Source organism: Aeromonas sp. OTU364 (assembly GCF_038440395.1).
Lineage (GTDB): Bacteria > Pseudomonadota > Gammaproteobacteria > Enterobacterales > Aeromonadaceae > Aeromonas.
The window spans coordinates 85,236-101,012 of record NZ_JASATR010000005.1 but is presented as its reverse complement, the minus strand read 5'-3'; the positions used below and the strand labels follow the sequence as shown (position 1 = coordinate 101,012).

General features: G+C 66.3%; 14 protein-coding genes. 8 read left to right on the top strand and 6 right to left on the bottom strand.

Features of this window, described 5'->3' with window-relative positions; all coding sequences use genetic code 11:
- Nucleotides 1-9 precede the first annotated feature (9 nt).
- From AAHB08_RS07795 to AAHB08_RS07785, 3 genes are all read left to right on the top strand, one after another.
- Nucleotides 10-1,419 carry an AMP-binding protein gene (locus tag AAHB08_RS07795; protein WP_342058617.1) on the top strand — a complete coding sequence of 470 codons (1,410 nt, stop codon included), beginning with the start codon at nucleotides 10-12 and terminating at the stop codon, nucleotides 1,417-1,419.
- 177 nt (nucleotides 1,420-1,596) lie between these two features.
- A complete protein-coding gene (locus AAHB08_RS07790) occupies nucleotides 1,597-4,341 on the top strand; it encodes a collagenase (RefSeq protein ID WP_342058616.1) in 2,745 nt (914 codons plus the stop codon).
- 155 nt (nucleotides 4,342-4,496) lie between these two features.
- Nucleotides 4,497-5,423 (top strand): SanA/YdcF family protein, encoded by a 927-nt coding sequence (locus AAHB08_RS07785; RefSeq protein WP_139439156.1) that lies wholly within the window; start codon nucleotides 4,497-4,499, stop codon nucleotides 5,421-5,423.
- 78 nt (nucleotides 5,424-5,501) lie between these two features.
- Here the strand turns inward: AAHB08_RS07785 and AAHB08_RS07780 are convergent, their stop codons facing one another.
- Together AAHB08_RS07780 and AAHB08_RS07775 are read right to left on the bottom strand one after the other, a co-directional pair.
- A complete protein-coding gene (locus tag AAHB08_RS07780; RefSeq protein ID WP_342058615.1) occupies nucleotides 5,502-6,116 on the bottom strand; it encodes a superoxide dismutase in 615 nt (204 codons plus the stop codon).
- Between the two features lie 23 nt (nucleotides 6,117-6,139).
- The gene (locus AAHB08_RS07775; protein WP_342058663.1) at nucleotides 6,140-6,565 is read right to left on the bottom strand and encodes a hypothetical protein; all 426 of its coding nucleotides are present in this window, start codon (nucleotides 6,563-6,565) and stop codon (nucleotides 6,140-6,142) included.
- 280 nt (nucleotides 6,566-6,845) lie between these two features.
- Between AAHB08_RS07775 and AAHB08_RS07770 the strand changes: the two genes are divergently transcribed.
- Both AAHB08_RS07770 and AAHB08_RS07765 read left to right on the top strand, forming a co-directional pair.
- Complete coding sequence (locus AAHB08_RS07770; RefSeq protein WP_265436473.1) at nucleotides 6,846-7,757, top strand: lipase family alpha/beta hydrolase; 912 nt, start codon at nucleotides 6,846-6,848, stop codon at nucleotides 7,755-7,757.
- Nucleotides 7,754-8,503, top strand: a complete 750-nt coding sequence (locus AAHB08_RS07765; RefSeq protein ID WP_342058614.1) for a lipase secretion chaperone — start codon at nucleotides 7,754-7,756, stop codon at nucleotides 8,501-8,503. The genes AAHB08_RS07770 and AAHB08_RS07765 overlap by 4 nt, the downstream gene beginning before the upstream one ends.
- Before the next feature lie 48 nt (nucleotides 8,504-8,551).
- Here the strand turns inward: AAHB08_RS07765 and AAHB08_RS07760 are convergent, their stop codons facing one another.
- From AAHB08_RS07760 to sgrR, 3 genes are read right to left on the bottom strand one after another with little or no spacing between them, the layout of a single operon-like run.
- Entirely contained in the window at nucleotides 8,552-9,265 is a 714-nt protein-coding gene (locus AAHB08_RS07760) for a hypothetical protein (RefSeq protein WP_342058613.1), read from the bottom strand.
- Between the two features lie 29 nt (nucleotides 9,266-9,294).
- The gene (locus AAHB08_RS07755; RefSeq protein ID WP_319912269.1) at nucleotides 9,295-9,690 is read right to left on the bottom strand and encodes an acyl-CoA thioesterase; all 396 of its coding nucleotides are present in this window, start codon (nucleotides 9,688-9,690) and stop codon (nucleotides 9,295-9,297) included.
- Between the two features lie 50 nt (nucleotides 9,691-9,740).
- The gene (gene sgrR / locus AAHB08_RS07750) at nucleotides 9,741-11,480 is read right to left on the bottom strand and encodes an HTH-type transcriptional regulator SgrR (RefSeq protein WP_342058612.1); all 1,740 of its coding nucleotides are present in this window, start codon (nucleotides 11,478-11,480) and stop codon (nucleotides 9,741-9,743) included.
- Nucleotides 11,481-11,580: 100 nt separating this feature from the next.
- Here sgrR and AAHB08_RS07745 point away from each other — a divergent pair, with 100 nt between their 5' ends.
- The 3 genes from AAHB08_RS07745 (at nucleotide 11,581) to AAHB08_RS07735 (ending at nucleotide 13,909) form a co-directional block, all read left to right on the top strand.
- A complete protein-coding gene (locus tag AAHB08_RS07745) occupies nucleotides 11,581-11,757 on the top strand; it encodes a hypothetical protein (RefSeq protein WP_139439171.1) in 177 nt (58 codons plus the stop codon).
- Between the two features lie 155 nt (nucleotides 11,758-11,912).
- Complete coding sequence (locus AAHB08_RS07740) at nucleotides 11,913-13,181, top strand: O-acetylhomoserine aminocarboxypropyltransferase/cysteine synthase family protein (protein ID WP_342058611.1); 1,269 nt, start codon at nucleotides 11,913-11,915, stop codon at nucleotides 13,179-13,181.
- A 101-nt stretch (nucleotides 13,182-13,282) separates the two neighbouring features.
- Nucleotides 13,283-13,909 carry a glutathione S-transferase family protein gene (locus tag AAHB08_RS07735; RefSeq protein WP_342058610.1) on the top strand — a complete coding sequence of 209 codons (627 nt, stop codon included), beginning with the start codon at nucleotides 13,283-13,285 and terminating at the stop codon, nucleotides 13,907-13,909.
- A gap of 403 nt (nucleotides 13,910-14,312) precedes the next feature.
- Here AAHB08_RS07735 and AAHB08_RS07730 read toward each other — a convergent pair whose 3' ends face one another.
- Nucleotides 14,313-15,488, bottom strand: a complete 1,176-nt coding sequence (locus tag AAHB08_RS07730; protein WP_247627348.1) for an iron-containing alcohol dehydrogenase — start codon at nucleotides 15,486-15,488, stop codon at nucleotides 14,313-14,315.
- Nucleotides 15,489-15,777: the final 289 nt, after the last annotated feature.

The following is a 15,777-nucleotide window of genomic DNA, read 5'->3' as shown; positions in this document are numbered from 1 at the left end:
GGGGCCCCCATGCAGCCCATCCGTGCAGCGGACGCCTCGCTGACAGCCTGCCCGGTGCGCCACTGGGCACAGACGACGCCCTATCGCACCGCCATCCACGGCGACACCTCCCTCAGCTACCGGCAGCTGGATGCGCGGCTCAACGGCCTGTGCAAGCAGCTCGAGCTGGAGGGTTTAAAGGCCGGCGACCGGTTGGCCGCCGTGGTGCGCGGCGCCCTGGAGGACGTGCTGCTGGCCTGGGCCTGCGTGCGCAGCGGCCTCGTCTTCTGCCCGCTCAATCCCGCCTTCCCCCTCCCCAGACAGGCCGAGCTGGCCGCACAGCTGGATGCCTGCGCCTTCTGGTCTGCGGGCGAAACTCCGGTGGGGAGCGGATTACCGTTGCGGCTCGACTTCACGGGCGAACTGCCGGCAAGTGAGGAAGCCTGGCCGCTTGAACCGGCCCAACTCAACAACATGATCCTCACCTCGGGTTCCAGCGGCACGCCGAAAGCGGTGGTGCACCGCCTCGCCAACCACCTCGCCTCGGCCCGGGGTTCGGCCAGCCTGATCCCGCTCGATGGCGACTGCGGCTGGCTGCTCTCCCTGCCGCTGTTTCACGTGGGCGGCTACGCCATCCTGTTCCGGGTCTTCCTGGCGGGGGCCAGCCTGGTGCTGGACGATCGCACCCAGCCTCTCAAGGAGCGGCTCGAGGATCAGCCCATCACCCACCTCTCGCTGGTACCGACCCAGCTCTGGCGCCTGCTGGCGCAGGGCTTCGACCCCGCTCGCACCCGCCTGCGCGAGCTGCTGCTCGGGGGGGCCGCCATCCCTGAGCCCCTGGTCAACCAGCTCAAGGCACTGGGGTTCACCCCCAAGTCGAGCTATGGCCTCTCCGAGATGGCCAGCCAGGTCTGCACCGGTCAGCCTGCCGGTGCCGGGGTGGTGGGCAGGCCCCTGCCCGGGCGGGAGGTCTGCATCCGTCAGGGGGAGATCTGCGTGCGTGGCGACACCCTGTTTGCCGGCTATTTCCAGGCTGGAGCGCTGGTGCTGCCGCTGGATGAGGAGGGCTGGTTCCACACCCGGGACAAGGGTCACTTCACCCCGGACGGCGAGCTGGTGGTGGAGGGGCGGCTCGACAACCTCTTCATCTCGGGAGGGGAGAACATCCAGCCCGAGATCATAGAGCAGCGGCTGGTGGATCATGGCGCCGTGGCCCAGGCCCTGGTGGTGCCCATCCCCAGCGCGCAGTGGGGGCAGCGACCCGCCGCCTTTATCGACTGGCACGGCGAACCTGTTCCCCACGCCGAGCTGGCCGCCTGGATCAGAGCCACCCTGCCCGGCTTTATGGTGCCGGATCGCTGGCTGCCCTGGCCGGATCTCGGCGGCAGCCTGAAACCCTCCCGCACCCTGCTCGCCCAGAGCCTGCGGCAAGAGGAGTGACGCCGCCCCCCATATGGGGCTGAGTCCTTGCTATCAACACAGCCCCCTTTGGGGCTGTTTTTATGTTGTTTGCTCCCGAATAGATGATTTCTCGGCGCCATCTGGTTCGTTGATATTCTTTTGGAGCCCAATACCCTGTCTGGTCCCCACGTCACTCCATCCACCAAAGGGATCATGATGAATCACCTCTCTACCCGGCTGCTGCTCCTGGCTGCCCCCGGCCTGCTCGCCACCTCGGCGCTGGCCAGCTACTCCCCCGACTGGCAACAGTATCAACTCACAGGTGAATCCAGCCGTCAGCTGGGGGACAGCCTCACCGAAGTGACCTATGAGCTGAGCGCCCGCAATGGCGACGCCCCCTATCAGCAGCTGAGGGTGTATCGCCGCTTCGACTGGCGCGACGCCAACCTGGCGGCCCTGGCCGAACAGCAGTGCGGCGAGCCGCAGCTCAGGGTCGAGCAGGGCTGGCAGATCCGCTACCTCAGCTGCGAAGAGGTGGTGCCGGCCGGCAAGGCCGTCCCGGCCAGCAGCCATGACTTTGGCTATGGCCTGAAACAGGGCCGCTGGGAGCCGCTGGCAGGCACCCCGACCGCACCGCGTCAGGACAGCCTGCCGCTCCCCGAGCGCATCGTCCTGGGTCACAGCGAGCAGGAGCTGGATCGCTGCGAGCTCAACGCCGAGGGGCGCTGCGCCGAGCAGGCATGGCAGTACCAGCCCCGAGACTGGCAGCAGCTGAAGGTGCTGGAAGAGACCCCCAACGAGCGGGACGGCCGCCTCGAGCAGATCTTCTTCCGCCTGCAACCAGTGGCGGGCAGCCAGGCCGCCCGTCAGGTGAGCGAGCTGCACGTCTGGCGCCAATACAGCTGGCAACTGGACGAGACCAGGGCGCAGCAGGAGTGCGATGAACCCCAGACCCGCCAGGAAGGGGACAAGACCATCAGCTACCGGGTGTGCCGCCAGACCCTGCCCGCCGGCAGCGAGGTGCAGGTGGTACTGAAAGACACCGGCTATCAATACCCGGTGGGGGGCAGCGAATGGCAGACCCTGCCGGAAACAACCGAGTGGCAGGAGAGCAGGGTGCTCAACCGCCCCCTGGTGCTGGCCAGCAAGGAGGAGCAGCTCGACTGCCGCCGCGCCGACGGCCGCGCCTGTTCCGAACCGGATCTGCCCGATACCGATCTGCTGGACGCCGACGCCGCCAGGATAGTGCAGGACGCCAGTGGCCAGCCCGCGCCGGTCTGGCAGGAGAACTATGGCCACGATGACCGCAAGCTGCTGGCGGTGTCCCGCGGCATCCAGAGCCTGCTGGCGGCCAATCAGCCGGCCCATCCGGCCATGAAGCTGCTGCTGGAATACGTGCGCGCCCACAACTACCACAACTACGGCAAGCACAAGGAGGACGGCCCGGCCGCCGCCGAGGCACTGGCCGAAGCACTGACCGCACTCGGCGCCCATCCGCTGCTCTTCCCGGAGCAGGCCAGCGACGAGGTAGGTGCCGTCATGGGGGCCTGGAGTATCGCCCTGCACGGCCAGTTCAGGAGCCCGGCGGTGCAGAGCCGCTTTGGCACCCTGCTCGGCCAGTTCAACCAGATGCTGGCCTACGCCACCCTGCATGCCAGCGAGATCAACGGCCAGCACCCCTGGGCCACCGGCCTGTTCGATCTGCTCAACTTCCTCGACTTCGCCAGCGACCATAGCGACGCCTTCGCCAACGACTTCCGCCAGCAGGATGGCGAGCTGCGCCAGCAGCTGCACGCCCTCGGCATGAGCGAGCTCGCGTTGTGGAAGGGACGGGACGGCGCGGATCTGTTCCTGCTCAACAACGTGCTGGATGCCTACACCCGCCTCTACCGGGTCGCCCGCTACACCCGCCCGGACGAGCTCGACGGCTACCGCAGGCTGCTGGATGACTCCGTCATCGCACTGGTTCGCCACCACGACCTGATCCCGGGCGGCCAGCAGAGCCAGGATCTGCTGGACGACATGTCGCTGACCCTCTCCACCTACTACCTGACCTACACGGATCGCACCGGCGAGGCCTGCATCAGCGGCGACTTCGCCGGACTCTGCACCCCTGTCCGGGTGGAGGACGTACTGCCGTTCGAGCACACCTGCTCGCCGACCCTGCGCCTGCGGGCCCAGGATCTGACCATGGATCAGGCCGAGGGGATCTGCCGTGAGCTGGGGGCCGAGGAGCAGCAGTTCCACCGCCAGATGGAGACCGGCGGTCAGCCGGTGGCGGACGATCTCAACGAGGCGCTGGAGCTGGTGATCTTCGACTCCTCCGCCGACTGGAAACGCTACGGCAGCGCCCTGTTTGGCGGCGTCTCCACCGACAACGGCGGCATCTACCTCGAAGGGGATCCGGCCCGTCCCGGCAACCAGGCCCGCTTCTTCGCCTATGAGGCAGAGTGGAAGCGCCCCGCCTTCCAGGTGTGGAACCTGCGCCACGAGTACGTCCACTACCTGGACGGTCGTTTCAACCAGTACGGCAGCTTCGGCCACTACCCGCTCAACCGCACCACCTGGTGGTCGGAAGGGCTGGCGGAGTTCATCGCCCACGGCCAGTGCTTCGCCCGCGGCCTGGACAACGTCGCCGGTCGCCCGGCGGCCGAACGACCTGCCCTGGCCGACATACTGCACCTGGATTACGACAAGGGGGGCGAGATGGTCTACTCCTGGTCCTATACGGTGCATCGCTTCCTGAGCGAGACCGGCCGCGGCGCCAGCTGGCTGGCCATGGCCCGGGCCCTGCGAGGCCCGGATCAACAGCAGGCGATGAGCGACTTCGAGGCCGAGCTGGACGCCCTGATCGCAAACGACAGCGAGGCCTATCAGGCCTGGCTCGGCCGGGATCTGCTGCCCTGGTGGGACGCCAACAAGGAGTCTGAGGAGTGCAAGGCGAACGACTCGGCCCATTGAGGGTGAGCCATGAATGAGGAAGGGCGGCCATGGCCGCCCTTGTTTATGGCGCCCCTTGATGGGCTCAAGATAGCGCCGCGCTCTGCGACAGCCTGTGCCCGAGTGACGCCATGGGGGCGCATCAAACCTGACGCGCCACGGCAACTTGTAATAGAATGGCCCCCTGTCATCTCTTACTTCAGACCCGAACCGCACCGCGCATGAAGAAGTTTGCCAAGATCCTGCTCGCCTGCCTCTGCCTGCTGCTGGCCTCAGTCGCCGCGCTGCTGGGCTACAGCGAGTGGACCGTCTCCGACGCCCGTCACTACACCTACGACGACGTCGAGGCGGTGCCCTACAATCGGGTCGCCCTGGTGCTCGGCACCTCCAAATATCTGATCGGGGGCAGCCCGAACCACTACTTCAAGTACAGGATCAAGGCCGCCGCCGAGCTCTACAACAACGGCAAGGTGGACTACATCCTGGTCTCCGGCGACAACGCCACCGTCCAGTACAACGAGCCGCGCCAGATGCGGCGGGCCCTGATCCAGGCGGGCATCCCCGCCAGCGCCATCTACAGCGACTACGCGGGCTTTCGCACCCTGGACTCCATAGTGCGGGCCAAGGAGGTGTTCGGTCAGGCTCGCTTCACCGTGGTCTCCCAGGCCTTCCACAACGAGCGCGCCATCTTCATCGCCCGTCACTTCGGCATCGAGGCGGTCGGCTTCAACGCCCTGGATCCCAGCGCCTATCAGGGCATCAAGACCCGGGTGCGCGAGGTGTTCGCCCGCCTGATGGGGCTGCTCGACCTCTACGTGCTGGACAAGGGGCCCAAGTTCCTCGGCGAGCCCATCGTCATCGGTGGTCCCATCCCCTGTCAGCCCCTGAGCACCATAGGGGCCAGCCAGCCCTGCCTGCCGATTCCCGCGGCCAAGACGCCGGCCAAGCCCGCGAAGCCATCACAACCCGTGCCCAGCGCGGCGGTAGCGACCGCGACAAGTTCGGCCTTAGCCACGGCAGCCAGCAGTGCCCCCGCCACATCGAGTGCTGCCGAGGTGACCAGTGCGGCGGTAGCGACAGATGCAGACAAGGCAACCGACTGAGCTCGGTGACGAAACCCCAAAAAGAGACCCGCCAACTGGCGGGTCTCTTTTTTCATCTATGGCAGTAAATGCCGCTCTTTATGCCAGCGCCTGCTGGTAGCGACGCGCCACTTCCGGCCAGTTGACCACGTTATAGAAGGCGGCGATATAGTCCGGGCGCTTGTTCTGGTACTTGAGGTAGTAGGCGTGCTCCCACACGTCCAGCCCCAGGACGGGCACCAGCCCCTCCATCAGGGGGCTGTCCTGGTTGGCGCTGCTCACCACCTGCAGGTGACCCGCCTTGTCCACCACCAGCCAGGCCCAGCCGCTGCCGAAGCGACTCAGGGCCGCCTGGGTGAAGGCCTGCTTGAAGGCATCCAGTCCCCCCAGATCCCGATTGATCGCCTCGGCCAGCTCACCGCCCGGCTCACCGCCCCCTTGCGGGCTCATCACCTGCCAGAACAGGCTGTGGTTGGCATGGCCGCCACCGTGATTGCGCACCGCCCCCTGCACGCTCACCGGCAGGCTGTCGAAACGGGCGAGCAGTTCGTCCACCGGCAGGGCAGCCAGCTCGGGGAGCTCGGCCAGGGCGGCATTGAGGTTGGTGATATAGGTCTGGTGGTGACGGCTGTGGTGGATCTCCATGGTCAGCGCGTCTATGTGAGGCTCCAGCGCGTCATAGGCATAGGCGAGGGCAGGCAGGGTATGGCTCATGTTCGTTCTCTCTCTTGTTGGGCTCAATGCAATCGATGGGCGGGCTCGGTCTGGCACTGACATTGACCGAGGCAGCGCAAAATGCCGTCGTGATGACCGTGTTTCTGCACGAAGGCGAGCAGCTCGGTGAGGGTGCTGCGGCTATGGCGAAGGGCCGCCGCCCGCAGGGGATCCGGGCTTGCGGGAGACTGGCTGGTGGCGAGCAGGCAGTCGTGGACATGGCACAACATGTCGGCGGCCCTGTCCGGCAGCGTCATGGCTACCAGCAGATCCGCCAGGTTGTGGTGGGCCACCACCAGGGCTGCCACGGCTTCGTCCGCATCCGGCCAGCAGGCGAACTGCTGACGGGCCAGCCACAGGGCCTGCTGGTAATAGTCGAGCGCCCTGGCGTGCTCTCCCGCATCGAAGTGGCGATTGCCACTCAGGGTCTGCGCCTTCCAGTGCACCATGCTGCTCTCCCCGTCGGTGGCACCGACCCATCCCTTCACCCAGGTTACCGTCATGACTCAGACACTCAAATGATAATAATTATTATTTAACTTATTTGATGGACGGATACAAGGAATAGTTGGCGCTGCCTCTTTTTGCCCATATGGGTAGGGTTTTTCTGCAATCCCCGGTTTAGTGATCCCATCCACAGATACATTTGAGTTCAGCTACCATGCTGCTGCTACCGGCATGAGGCCGGTGGCTGCCGGAGCGCAGTCGGTTTTCACAAGGATGGTGAAGATGAAAAGATGGCTATTGGTGCTCCTGTGCGCCCTGCCCATGCTGGGCCAGGGGGCCGGCTATACCCAGACCCGCTACCCCATAGTGCTGGTGCACGGGCTGTTCGGCTTCGACAAGCTGCTCGGGGTCGACTATTTCTACGGCATTCCCCAGGCCCTGACCCGGGACGGCGCCCGCGTCTACGTGGCACAGGTCTCCGCCACCCAGAGTTCGGAGCTGCGCGGCGAACAGTTGCTCAGGCAGGTACAGCAGGTGCTCGCCATCACGGGGGCCGACAAGGTGAACCTCATAGGTCACTCCCACGGCGGCCCCACCATTCGCTATGTGGCCTCGGTCGCCCCCGAGCTGGTCGCCTCCGCCACCAGCGTGGGGGGCGTCAACCAGGGCTCCGAGATCGCCGATCTGGTGCGCGCCAGGGTGGCGCCGGGCTCGGTGGCCGAGCAGCTGGCGGTGGCCGCCGCCTCGGCGCTCTCCGGGGTCATCTCGCTGCTCTCCGGCGGCAGTGACCTGCCCCAGGATCCCCTCGCCTCCCTCGATGCCTTGACCAGCGCCGGTGCCCAGCGCTTCAACCAGCGCTATCCGGAAGGACTGCCCAGCCAGCACTGCGGCGAGGGGCCCCTGCTGGCCGACAACGGCGTCTACTACTTCTCCTGGAGCGGGCGCGGCAACATGACCAACATACTGGATCCCGTGGATCCGGCGCTGGCACTGACCGGCACCTTCTTTCACGAGCCCAATGACGGCCTGGTCGGGGTCTGCAGCAGCCACCTCGGCAAGGTGATAGGCACGGCATACCGGATGAACCACCTGGACGAGGTGAACCAGTCGTTCGGCATCCACCACCTGTTTGACACGGATCCCGTCACCCTCTATCGCCAGCACGCCAACCGCTTGCAGAGGCTGGGGCTATGAGACGGCTCCTGCTGGTCGCCCTATCCCTCGGCGCGGCCCTGCTGGGCACACTCCTGCTCTGGCCCGAGCCTGCCCCTGATCTGGCGGCGGCCCCCGAGCGGGGAGCCCTGCGCCACCAGCTGGCCCAGCGGCTGGAGCAGGGCGAGACGGACGAAGAGGACGCCATGCTGGCCCGCTATCGGCAGTTTCTGCGGGCGGAAGGGAGCCTGACGGTGCCGACGGATCCCGGCCTCGCCAGCCTGCAGCTGCTGTTTGACGAGCGTGAACGGCTGCGCCGGCAACACTTCAGTCCCACCGAGCAAGCGTCGCTGTTTGCCGAAGAGAGGCTGATGGAGCAGTGGACCCTGAGGCGCAAGGCGCTGGCAGAGGCCGATGCCGCCGACAGGGTGATGCTGGGGGAAGAGCTGGCGCTCTGGCTGGCGGAGCAGCCCCAGTGGTTCAGGGAGGCGGAGGCCAACGGTCGCCTGCTCGGCGATCTGCAGCGCCTGGAGCGACTCCCCCCCGCCGAACGGGACGCCGTGCTGCTGGAACAGCTGGGGCCTGAGGCGGTGGATCGGCTGCGCCAGCTGGCGCAGAGCCAGCAGGGGTTCGATCGGCAGCTGGCGGGCTATCTGGCGGAACTCGAGCCCCTGCTCCCCCTGGACAGGGCCGAGCAGCAGCAGGCGATCCTGGCGCGCTGGTTCGAGCCTGGGCAGTGGCGGCGGGTGGAGGCGCTGACCCGGCAGAGACTCGGGGAGCGGCCATAAATGGCGAGGGGGCCCCGACGGCCCCCTCGCTTCATGCTGTCACCGCACTCATTGCGGCTTGTTGGCTCCCGGCAGCGGCTGCCAGGTGAGGCGGGTCACCTGGGTGCCCTGTACCTCGCAGGTGAGGCAGAGATCCTGCCACCCCTTCTCCTGGCGCAGGGAGACCTCCCCCTTCATGCCCTCAGCCCCCGTCTTGAGCCTGGCCTGCTCGAAGGTCACCTTGTCGCCCTTGGCCAGCGCCATCAGCTTGCCGTTGCAGAGCCACCGGGTCAGCTCGGCCCCCTTCAGCTTGACGCTGCCTTCGCCGGCCTGCTGCTCCGCCTGACTCGGCACGAACAGCGCGCTCAGCTCGGCCGCCCGTTTGGTGAGCCAGGCCTCCCGCTGCTGCATGCTCATCTTGCTGACGAACTCGGCGGGCTGCCCCTTCTCATCCAGCCACTGAGTCAACTTGCCGCCGTCATCGAAGGCGAACTGGGCGGCGGGCTCCTTCACCCCGAACAGCTTGCCGCCCTTGAAGTAGTAGCGGCTCTCCCCCTCCTGCTTGCCCTGCTCGTTCAGTATGGGCACGGCTATGATGACGGGAACCCCGTCGATCCAGGCCTTGATGTCCACACCGTCATGGCTGAACAGCCGGGTGTCGAGACCATAGTCGGCCCCCTTCTCCATCAGGGTGAACTGCTCGGCCAGGGTGGTGGCCAGAGAAGGCAGGGAGCAGAGTCCCAGTCCCAAGCCGAGGCTCAGGGCGATCGCTGTCTTGCGCATAAGTGTCCTGTGATGGCCAAAAGGCCAGGTTAACTCTCTACCAGCCAGGCCCTCAGCCCCTCCCGGTGCGCGTCACTCAGGGGGATGGACTGACGGGTCTGGTAGTCAAAATGGATCAGGGTCGTCTCGGCGGTCACCGCCAGCTCGCCCCCCTGCCAGGCCTCCTGCCAGAGGGTGAAGGAGCTGGTGCCGATGCGCCGCACCCCCGTCTTTATCAATACCTGCTGGCCATAGAACAGCTCCCGTTTGAACTGCACCGCATAGCCCGCGATGATCAGATGCCAGTCGTGCACATCCAGCTCGGGAGAGAAGAGGCGAAACAGGGGATCACGGGCCGATTCAAACCAGACCGCCGGCACCGTATTGTTGATGTGGCCGAGGGCGTCCGTCTCTTGAAAACGGGGTTGGATCTGCATTTCCAGCATGGATATCGACTCCTTGTCGTGGGACCGCGCACAGGCTAGCGCGCCAACCCTTATGACTCAAGCGTCCCGGCATCCGGGTGGGAGCCGCCTCCGGTTTCCGGCGCCGCCATCCCCTGTTCGGGTTTGAGCCAGGCGCTGCGAAAATCGAACCAGCCGAGGGCCGTCATCCGCACCCCGTGCACACCGACCCGGCTCTCCAGCTCCAGCCAGTGATGAAACAGCGGCACGAACCAGCCCTGGCGCTGCACCTTGGCCAGCAAGGCCCGTGGGCCTGGCTCGGCGCCGCTGGCGCGCCACTGCGTCAATCCCTGCCACAGGGCCTGCTGGCCCCCCCATACCCGGCGCAGCAAGGGGGTGCCCTGGAGCCAGGCGTAGGGGGCGAAGGCGTGTTCATGCTCCAGGTTCAGGGTGCCGAGCCAGAGATCCACGTCTTGATCCTCCCCGCTCACCCAGCGGCCGTAATCCAGGGTGCGCACCTCGAGCCGGATCCCCTGCTCTGCCAGCAGGCTGGCCATGGCATTGGCGCACTCGTTGAACTCCAGATGCTGGTTGAAGCAGGCCAGCACCAGCTGGCGCGGCAGTTGCTTAGGCGTCGGCAGCGGGGCCGGCTGCACCTCACGCCAGTGGGGCAGCAGGCCGAGGGCACTGGTCCAGCCCCGTTGCAGCTCGGGGGCGACCCGTCCCATCAGGGCGATGGGGTTGAGCAGCCGGGTCAGCCACTGGCGCAGGGCGGGATCCTGCAGCGGGAGGGATCTGTCGTCCTGCAGCAGGAAGTAACAGCCAGATTCCAGCTCCGACTCGCCGCGCATGGTGCCAAGCTCGGGGCTGTCGCGCCCCAGCTGCAGGTGGCTCTCCAGCCGCTCCGCCAGCTCCGGCAGCATCCAGATGTCGATCTCGTCGAGCAGGGCCCGCAGCCCGAAGTAGTCGTCGAAGGCCGCAAGGCACAGGTGCAGGGGATCGTTGGCGGTGACCCGGTAGGGGCCCGTGCCCACGGGTTGCAGGGCAAAGCCCGCCTCCCCCTTGAGCTCGCGGGGCAGGATGGCCGCCACCGGCTCCGCCAGCAGGTGCAGCAGCAGGGGATCCGGGCTGTCGAGGTGCAGATCCAGGGTGCGCGGCCAGCGACTCTCCAGCCGGGCGAGGTGGGCAAACAGCGGGCGATCCCGCAGGCCGAGCAGGCTCTCCATCACATCTTCCACCGCCAGCTCGCGGCCGTGGTGAAAGCGCACCGCCGGGCGCAGGTAGAAGCGCCAGTGACAGGGGCCGAGACACTCCCAGTGGTGAGCCAGATCCCCCTCGATTTCCCCATTTTCCTCATTTCGCCGGGTGAGGCCGTTGAAGATCTGGCGGCTGAGGTGCACCTCGGAGCGGCGCAGGGGATCCGTGGGCAGCAGGTGGGGCAGCGGCCGGTAGTAGGGCACCCGCAGGATCTGGCGCCCCTCCCGGGTGGCCTGACCGAGCTGCTCGATGAGCAGCGGGGTGAGCAAGTCCAGCCGCCCCTCCGCCAGCCGCACCGCCTGGGCGAGCTGCCCCTGGCTCAGCAGATCCCGCAGGCGGCGGCGAGTCAGGCTCTCCTGATTGTCCAGCAATATGAGCCGGGAGCGTCGCCCCCGTCCCGCCTCCGCCGACCAGCTGAGCCAGCCCTGATCCTGCATGCGGCGCAGCAGCAGGCGGGCGTTGCGCGGGGTGCAGCAGAGCAGATCCGCCACCTCGGCGAGGCTGGTCTCCCGCTCGTCACAGCCAAGCTGCTGGGCGAGCCGTTGAAATTGCTGGTAGAGGCGGCGGCTGGGCATAAAAGAGGAAATCCTTGCCAATCAAGTCGTCAGTTTTTACTTCCTCATTTTAGCTCAATACTGTTGGCGAACGTGAGCACCACAGCACAGGAGCACCATCATGAGCCAGACCAACCCCCATGCACCGAACCGGATCCAGCAAGGAATGCGCCGCTACTTCCGCCGGATCCAGCCCCGCCCCCTGACCCTGATCGAGGATCCCATGCAGCAGCTCAACCGCCTGATGCAGTGGGACATGCAGCAGATAGACGACAGGGAGTATCGTCGCCGCCTCTGATCGGGCCAGGACTCCGGACGGGAAAGGGCGCGGCAGGATCACTGCAAGCCCCTGACAATGCTTTGCCGGATTGGGTGGTTTACATCGGCACAGGGCCTGCTAGATTGGACGTCTATCCATCCATAATGGCGACGACGTCCAACAAGGAGTGTGTGATGAAAGATGCGACCCTGGCCCTGCACCACGGCTTTTCCAGCGACCCCACCACCAAGGCGGTGGCCGTGCCCATCTACCAGACGGTGGCCTACGAGTTCGACAGCGCCCAGCACGGGGCGGATCTGTTCAACCTGGCGGTGCCCGGCAACATCTACACCCGCATCATGAACCCCACCAACGACGTGCTGGAACAGCGGATGGCCGCCCTGGAGGGGGGCATCGCCGGGCTGGTGGTCTCGGCGGGTTCCGCCGCCATCACCTACGCCATCCAGGCGCTGACCGCCGCCGGCGACAACATAGTCTCCACCCCCCAGCTCTACGGCGGCACCTACACCCTGTTCGCCCACATGCTGCCGAGCTTCGGGGTCGAGGTGCGCTTCGCCAAGGATGACAGCGCCGAGGCCATCGCCGCCCTCATCGACGACAGGACCAAGGCGGTCTATTGCGAGAGCATCGGCAACCCGGCGGGCAACATCGTCGATCTGGCCGCCTTCGCCAGGGTGGCCCACGCCCGCGGCGTGCCCCTCATCGTCGACAACACGGTCGCCACCCCTGTGCTGTGCAAACCCATAGAGCACGGCGCCGACATAGTGGTGCACAGCCTCACCAAGTATGTCGGTGGCCACGGCAACTCCCTGGGCGGCGTCATCGTCGACTCGGGCAAGTTCCCCTGGGCGGATCACGCCGAGCGCTTCCCCCAGCTCACCCGGCCCGAGCCCTCCTATCACGGGGTGGTCTATACGGACGCCTTTGGCCCGGCCGCCTTCATCGGCCGGGTGCGCACCGTGCCCCTGCGCAACACGGGGGCGGCACTGGCGCCGATGAACGCCTTCCTGCTGCTGCAGGGGCTGGAGACCCTGAGCCTGCGCATGGAGCGCCACGTGGACAACGCCCTGCGGGTAGCCCACCACCTCAGGCATCACCCCAAGGTGGCCTGGGTCAGCTACGCCGGCCTGCCGGGCCACCCCCACTATCCGCTGGCGGAGAAGTACATGGCCGGTCGCCCCTCGGCCATCCTCTCCTTCGGTCTGAAAGAAGGCTACGAGGCAGGGGTGCGCTTCTACGATGCGCTGAAGATCTTCAAGCGGCTGGTCAACATCGGGGATGCCAAGTCCCTGGCCTGCCACCCCGCCTCCACCACCCACCGCCAGCTGAGCGAAGCCGAGCAGGCCAAGGCCGGGGTCAAGCCGGAGATGATCCGGCTGTCGGTCGGGATCGAGGCGATCGAAGACATACTGGCGGATCTGGATCAGGCGCTGGAAGCCTGAGTCTGCATGGAGCGGGCATCTGCCCGCTCTTTTTTGTCCATCGGTGAACCACTTGCCTCGCCCCTTCGTACACCCAATCCCGCCACCGAATCGAGGTTCCCATGATAGTCCTGCACCACCTGAACAAGTCCCGCTCCCAGCGCATCATCTGGCTGCTCGAGGAGCTGGGCCTGCCCTACGAGATCAAGGCCTACCAGCGCGACACCACCACCTTTCTGGCACCGCCCGAACTCAAGGCCATCCACCCCCTCGGCAAGTCACCGGTCATCGAGTTCGACGGCCGGGTGCTGGCAGAATCCGGCGCCATCACCGAGTACCTGATCGCCCGCCACGCCCCCGAGCGGCTCGCGCCAGCCACGGACAGCCCCGACTACCCCGAATACCTGCAATGGATCCACTTCGCCGAGAGCTCCGGCATATTGCCGCTGCTGCTGGACATGTTCGTACGCAAGGATGGCAGCCCGATGCGCTTCCTGCCGGGCTACGCCCAGGCGGAGTGCGCCAAGGTGCTGGGCTATCTCAATGAGGTGCTGGCAAGCCGCCGCTATCTGGTGGGGGATCGCCTCTCCGGCGCCGACATCATGAACTCCTTCCTGGTGGATCTGCTGGCCCAGGGCGGCCAGCTGGCCCGGTTCCCGCACCTTGAGGCCTACTGGCAGCGGCTCAATACCCATCCGGCCCGCCAGAAGGCGGCAGCCCTGGAGCGCGAGCTGGATCAGGGGGCCTGAGCCCCGGCACCTCACCACAGCATGCAAAACGCCCCGAACTCGGGGCGTTTTCTTTTCAGCTCGGAAGCCGAGGCTTAGAGCGTGTGGGAGAGGATCCGTGCCACCTTGTCGGGATCGATATCTTGCTGCTCACCCAGGGCGGTCAGCCCGAAGCGCTTGAGGTTGGAGCAGACAGAACGCAGGGATCACAGCGCGTGGGAGAGGATCCGCGCCACCTTGTCGGGATCGATATCTTGCTACTCACCCAGGGCGGTCAGCCCGAAGCGCTTGAGGTTGGAGCACAGAACGCAGGGATCACAGCGCGTGGGAGAGGATCCGCGCCACCTTGTCGGGATCGATATCTTGCTGCTCACCCAGGGCGGTCAGGCCGAAGCGCTTGAGGTTGGAGCACAGAACGCAGGGATCACAGCGCGTGGGAGAGGATCCGCGCCACCTTGTCGGGATCGATATCTTGCTGCTCCCCCAGGGCGGTCAGGCCGAAGCGCTTGAGGTTGGAGCAGATGGCGGGGATGCAGCTCTCGTTCAGGCCGTAGTCGGCGAGGCGGGTGCCCACCCCCATCTGCTGGAAGAACTGCTCGGTACGGATGATGGCCTCCTCGATGCGCAGCGCCTTGTCCTCCCGACGGGAGTGCCAGACCCGCTCGGCGAACTGGGCCAGCTTCTCCTGCTTCTGGGCCGCCTGTTCCCGCAGCAAGGAGGGCAGCACCACCGCCAGGCTCTGGGCATGATCCAGCCCGTGCAGGGCGGTGAGCTGGTGACCTATGGCATGGGTGGACCAGTCCTGGGGCACGCCGCGCCCAATGAGGCCGTTGAGGGCCAGGCTGGCGGCCCACATCAGGTTGGCCCGCACCTGGTAGTTGGTGGGCTCCGTCAGCGCCCGCGGGCCGTTGTCCACCAGCACCTGCAGCAGGCCCTCCGCCAGCCGGTCCTGCACATCCCCTCCCACCGGGAAGGTGAGGTACTGCTCCAGGATATGGACGAAGGCATCCACCACGCCGTTGCCCACCTGGCGCACCGGCAGGCTGTAGGTGGTGGTGGGATCCAGCACCGCAAACCGGGGCAGCACCAGCGGATTGTAGAAGGAGAGCTTGGCCTCTCCCCGGCTCACCACGGCGGCGGGATTGCTCTCGGAGCCGGTGGCAGGCAGGGTCAGCACGCAGCCGAGCGGCAGCGCCCCCTTGACCGGCGCCTTCTCCAGCAGGATGTCCCAGGGATCCTCCCCCTCGAAGCAGGCCGCGGCGGCCACGAACTTGGTGCCATCCACCACGGATCCGCCGCCAACCGCCAGCAGGAAGTCGATGCGCTCGCGCTTGACCAGGGCCACCGCCTCCATCAGCTGATCGTACTGGGGATTGGCACCTATGCCGGGAAACTCCAGCCACTCCCTGCCCGCCAGCGCCTGGGTCAACTGCTCATAGACGCCGTTCTGCTTGATGCTGCCGCCGCCGTAGAGCACCAGCAGGCGGCTGCCCGCCGGGATCAGCTCCGGCAGCGTGGCTATCTGGCCCTCCCCGAAACAGACGCGGGTGGGATTGGCATATTGGAAGTTGTACACGGCAGAGCCCTCGGTTGAATGCATGCAGGGGGATTGTGCGCCAGCCATACCATCAGGTCAAAAAACGGGAGCGAGCCATCAACATGGTGATGCCCCCCCGTTGGCATCATGGTACTCAGGCATGACTTTCCATGGTGTCACTGGCGCAGTCCCCTGCTCCCTCATGGCGCCGCGCCATGCCGTCATCCCATTGGGTCAAAAACGGGAGCGAGCCATCAAAATGGTGATGCGCTCTCTTTGGCATGATGGTACTCAGGTGTGACTTTGCTATGGTGTCACTGGAGCAGGGGGCTCACTCCCCTGCTCCGTCATG

Coding starts and splice junctions, on each gene's coding strand:
- AAHB08_RS07765 (WP_342058614.1), top strand. CDS start 7,754: ATGAGACGGCTCCTGCTGGTCGCCCTATCCCTCGGCGCGGCCCTGCTG.
- AAHB08_RS07780 (WP_342058615.1), bottom strand. CDS start 6,116: ATGAGCCATACCCTGCCTGCCCTCGCCTATGCCTATGACGCGCTGGAG.
- AAHB08_RS07760 (WP_342058613.1), bottom strand. CDS start 9,265: ATGCGCAAGACAGCGATCGCCCTGAGCCTCGGCTTGGGACTGGGACTC.
- AAHB08_RS07740 (WP_342058611.1), top strand. CDS start 11,913: ATGAAAGATGCGACCCTGGCCCTGCACCACGGCTTTTCCAGCGACCCC.
- AAHB08_RS07775 (WP_342058663.1), bottom strand. CDS start 6,565: ATGGTGCACTGGAAGGCGCAGACCCTGAGTGGCAATCGCCACTTCGAT.
- sgrR (WP_342058612.1), bottom strand. CDS start 11,480: ATGCCCAGCCGCCGCCTCTACCAGCAATTTCAACGGCTCGCCCAGCAG.
- AAHB08_RS07795 (WP_342058617.1), top strand. CDS start 10: ATGCAGCCCATCCGTGCAGCGGACGCCTCGCTGACAGCCTGCCCGGTG.
- AAHB08_RS07755 (WP_319912269.1), bottom strand. CDS start 9,690: ATGCTGGAAATGCAGATCCAACCCCGTTTTCAAGAGACGGACGCCCTC.
- AAHB08_RS07785 (WP_139439156.1), top strand. CDS start 4,497: ATGGCCCCCTGTCATCTCTTACTTCAGACCCGAACCGCACCGCGCATG.
- AAHB08_RS07730 (WP_247627348.1), bottom strand. CDS start 15,488: ATGCATTCAACCGAGGGCTCTGCCGTGTACAACTTCCAATATGCCAAT.
- AAHB08_RS07770 (WP_265436473.1), top strand. CDS start 6,846: ATGAAAAGATGGCTATTGGTGCTCCTGTGCGCCCTGCCCATGCTGGGC.
- AAHB08_RS07790 (WP_342058616.1), top strand. CDS start 1,597: ATGAATCACCTCTCTACCCGGCTGCTGCTCCTGGCTGCCCCCGGCCTG.
- AAHB08_RS07735 (WP_342058610.1), top strand. CDS start 13,283: ATGATAGTCCTGCACCACCTGAACAAGTCCCGCTCCCAGCGCATCATC.
- AAHB08_RS07745 (WP_139439171.1), top strand. CDS start 11,581: ATGAGCCAGACCAACCCCCATGCACCGAACCGGATCCAGCAAGGAATG.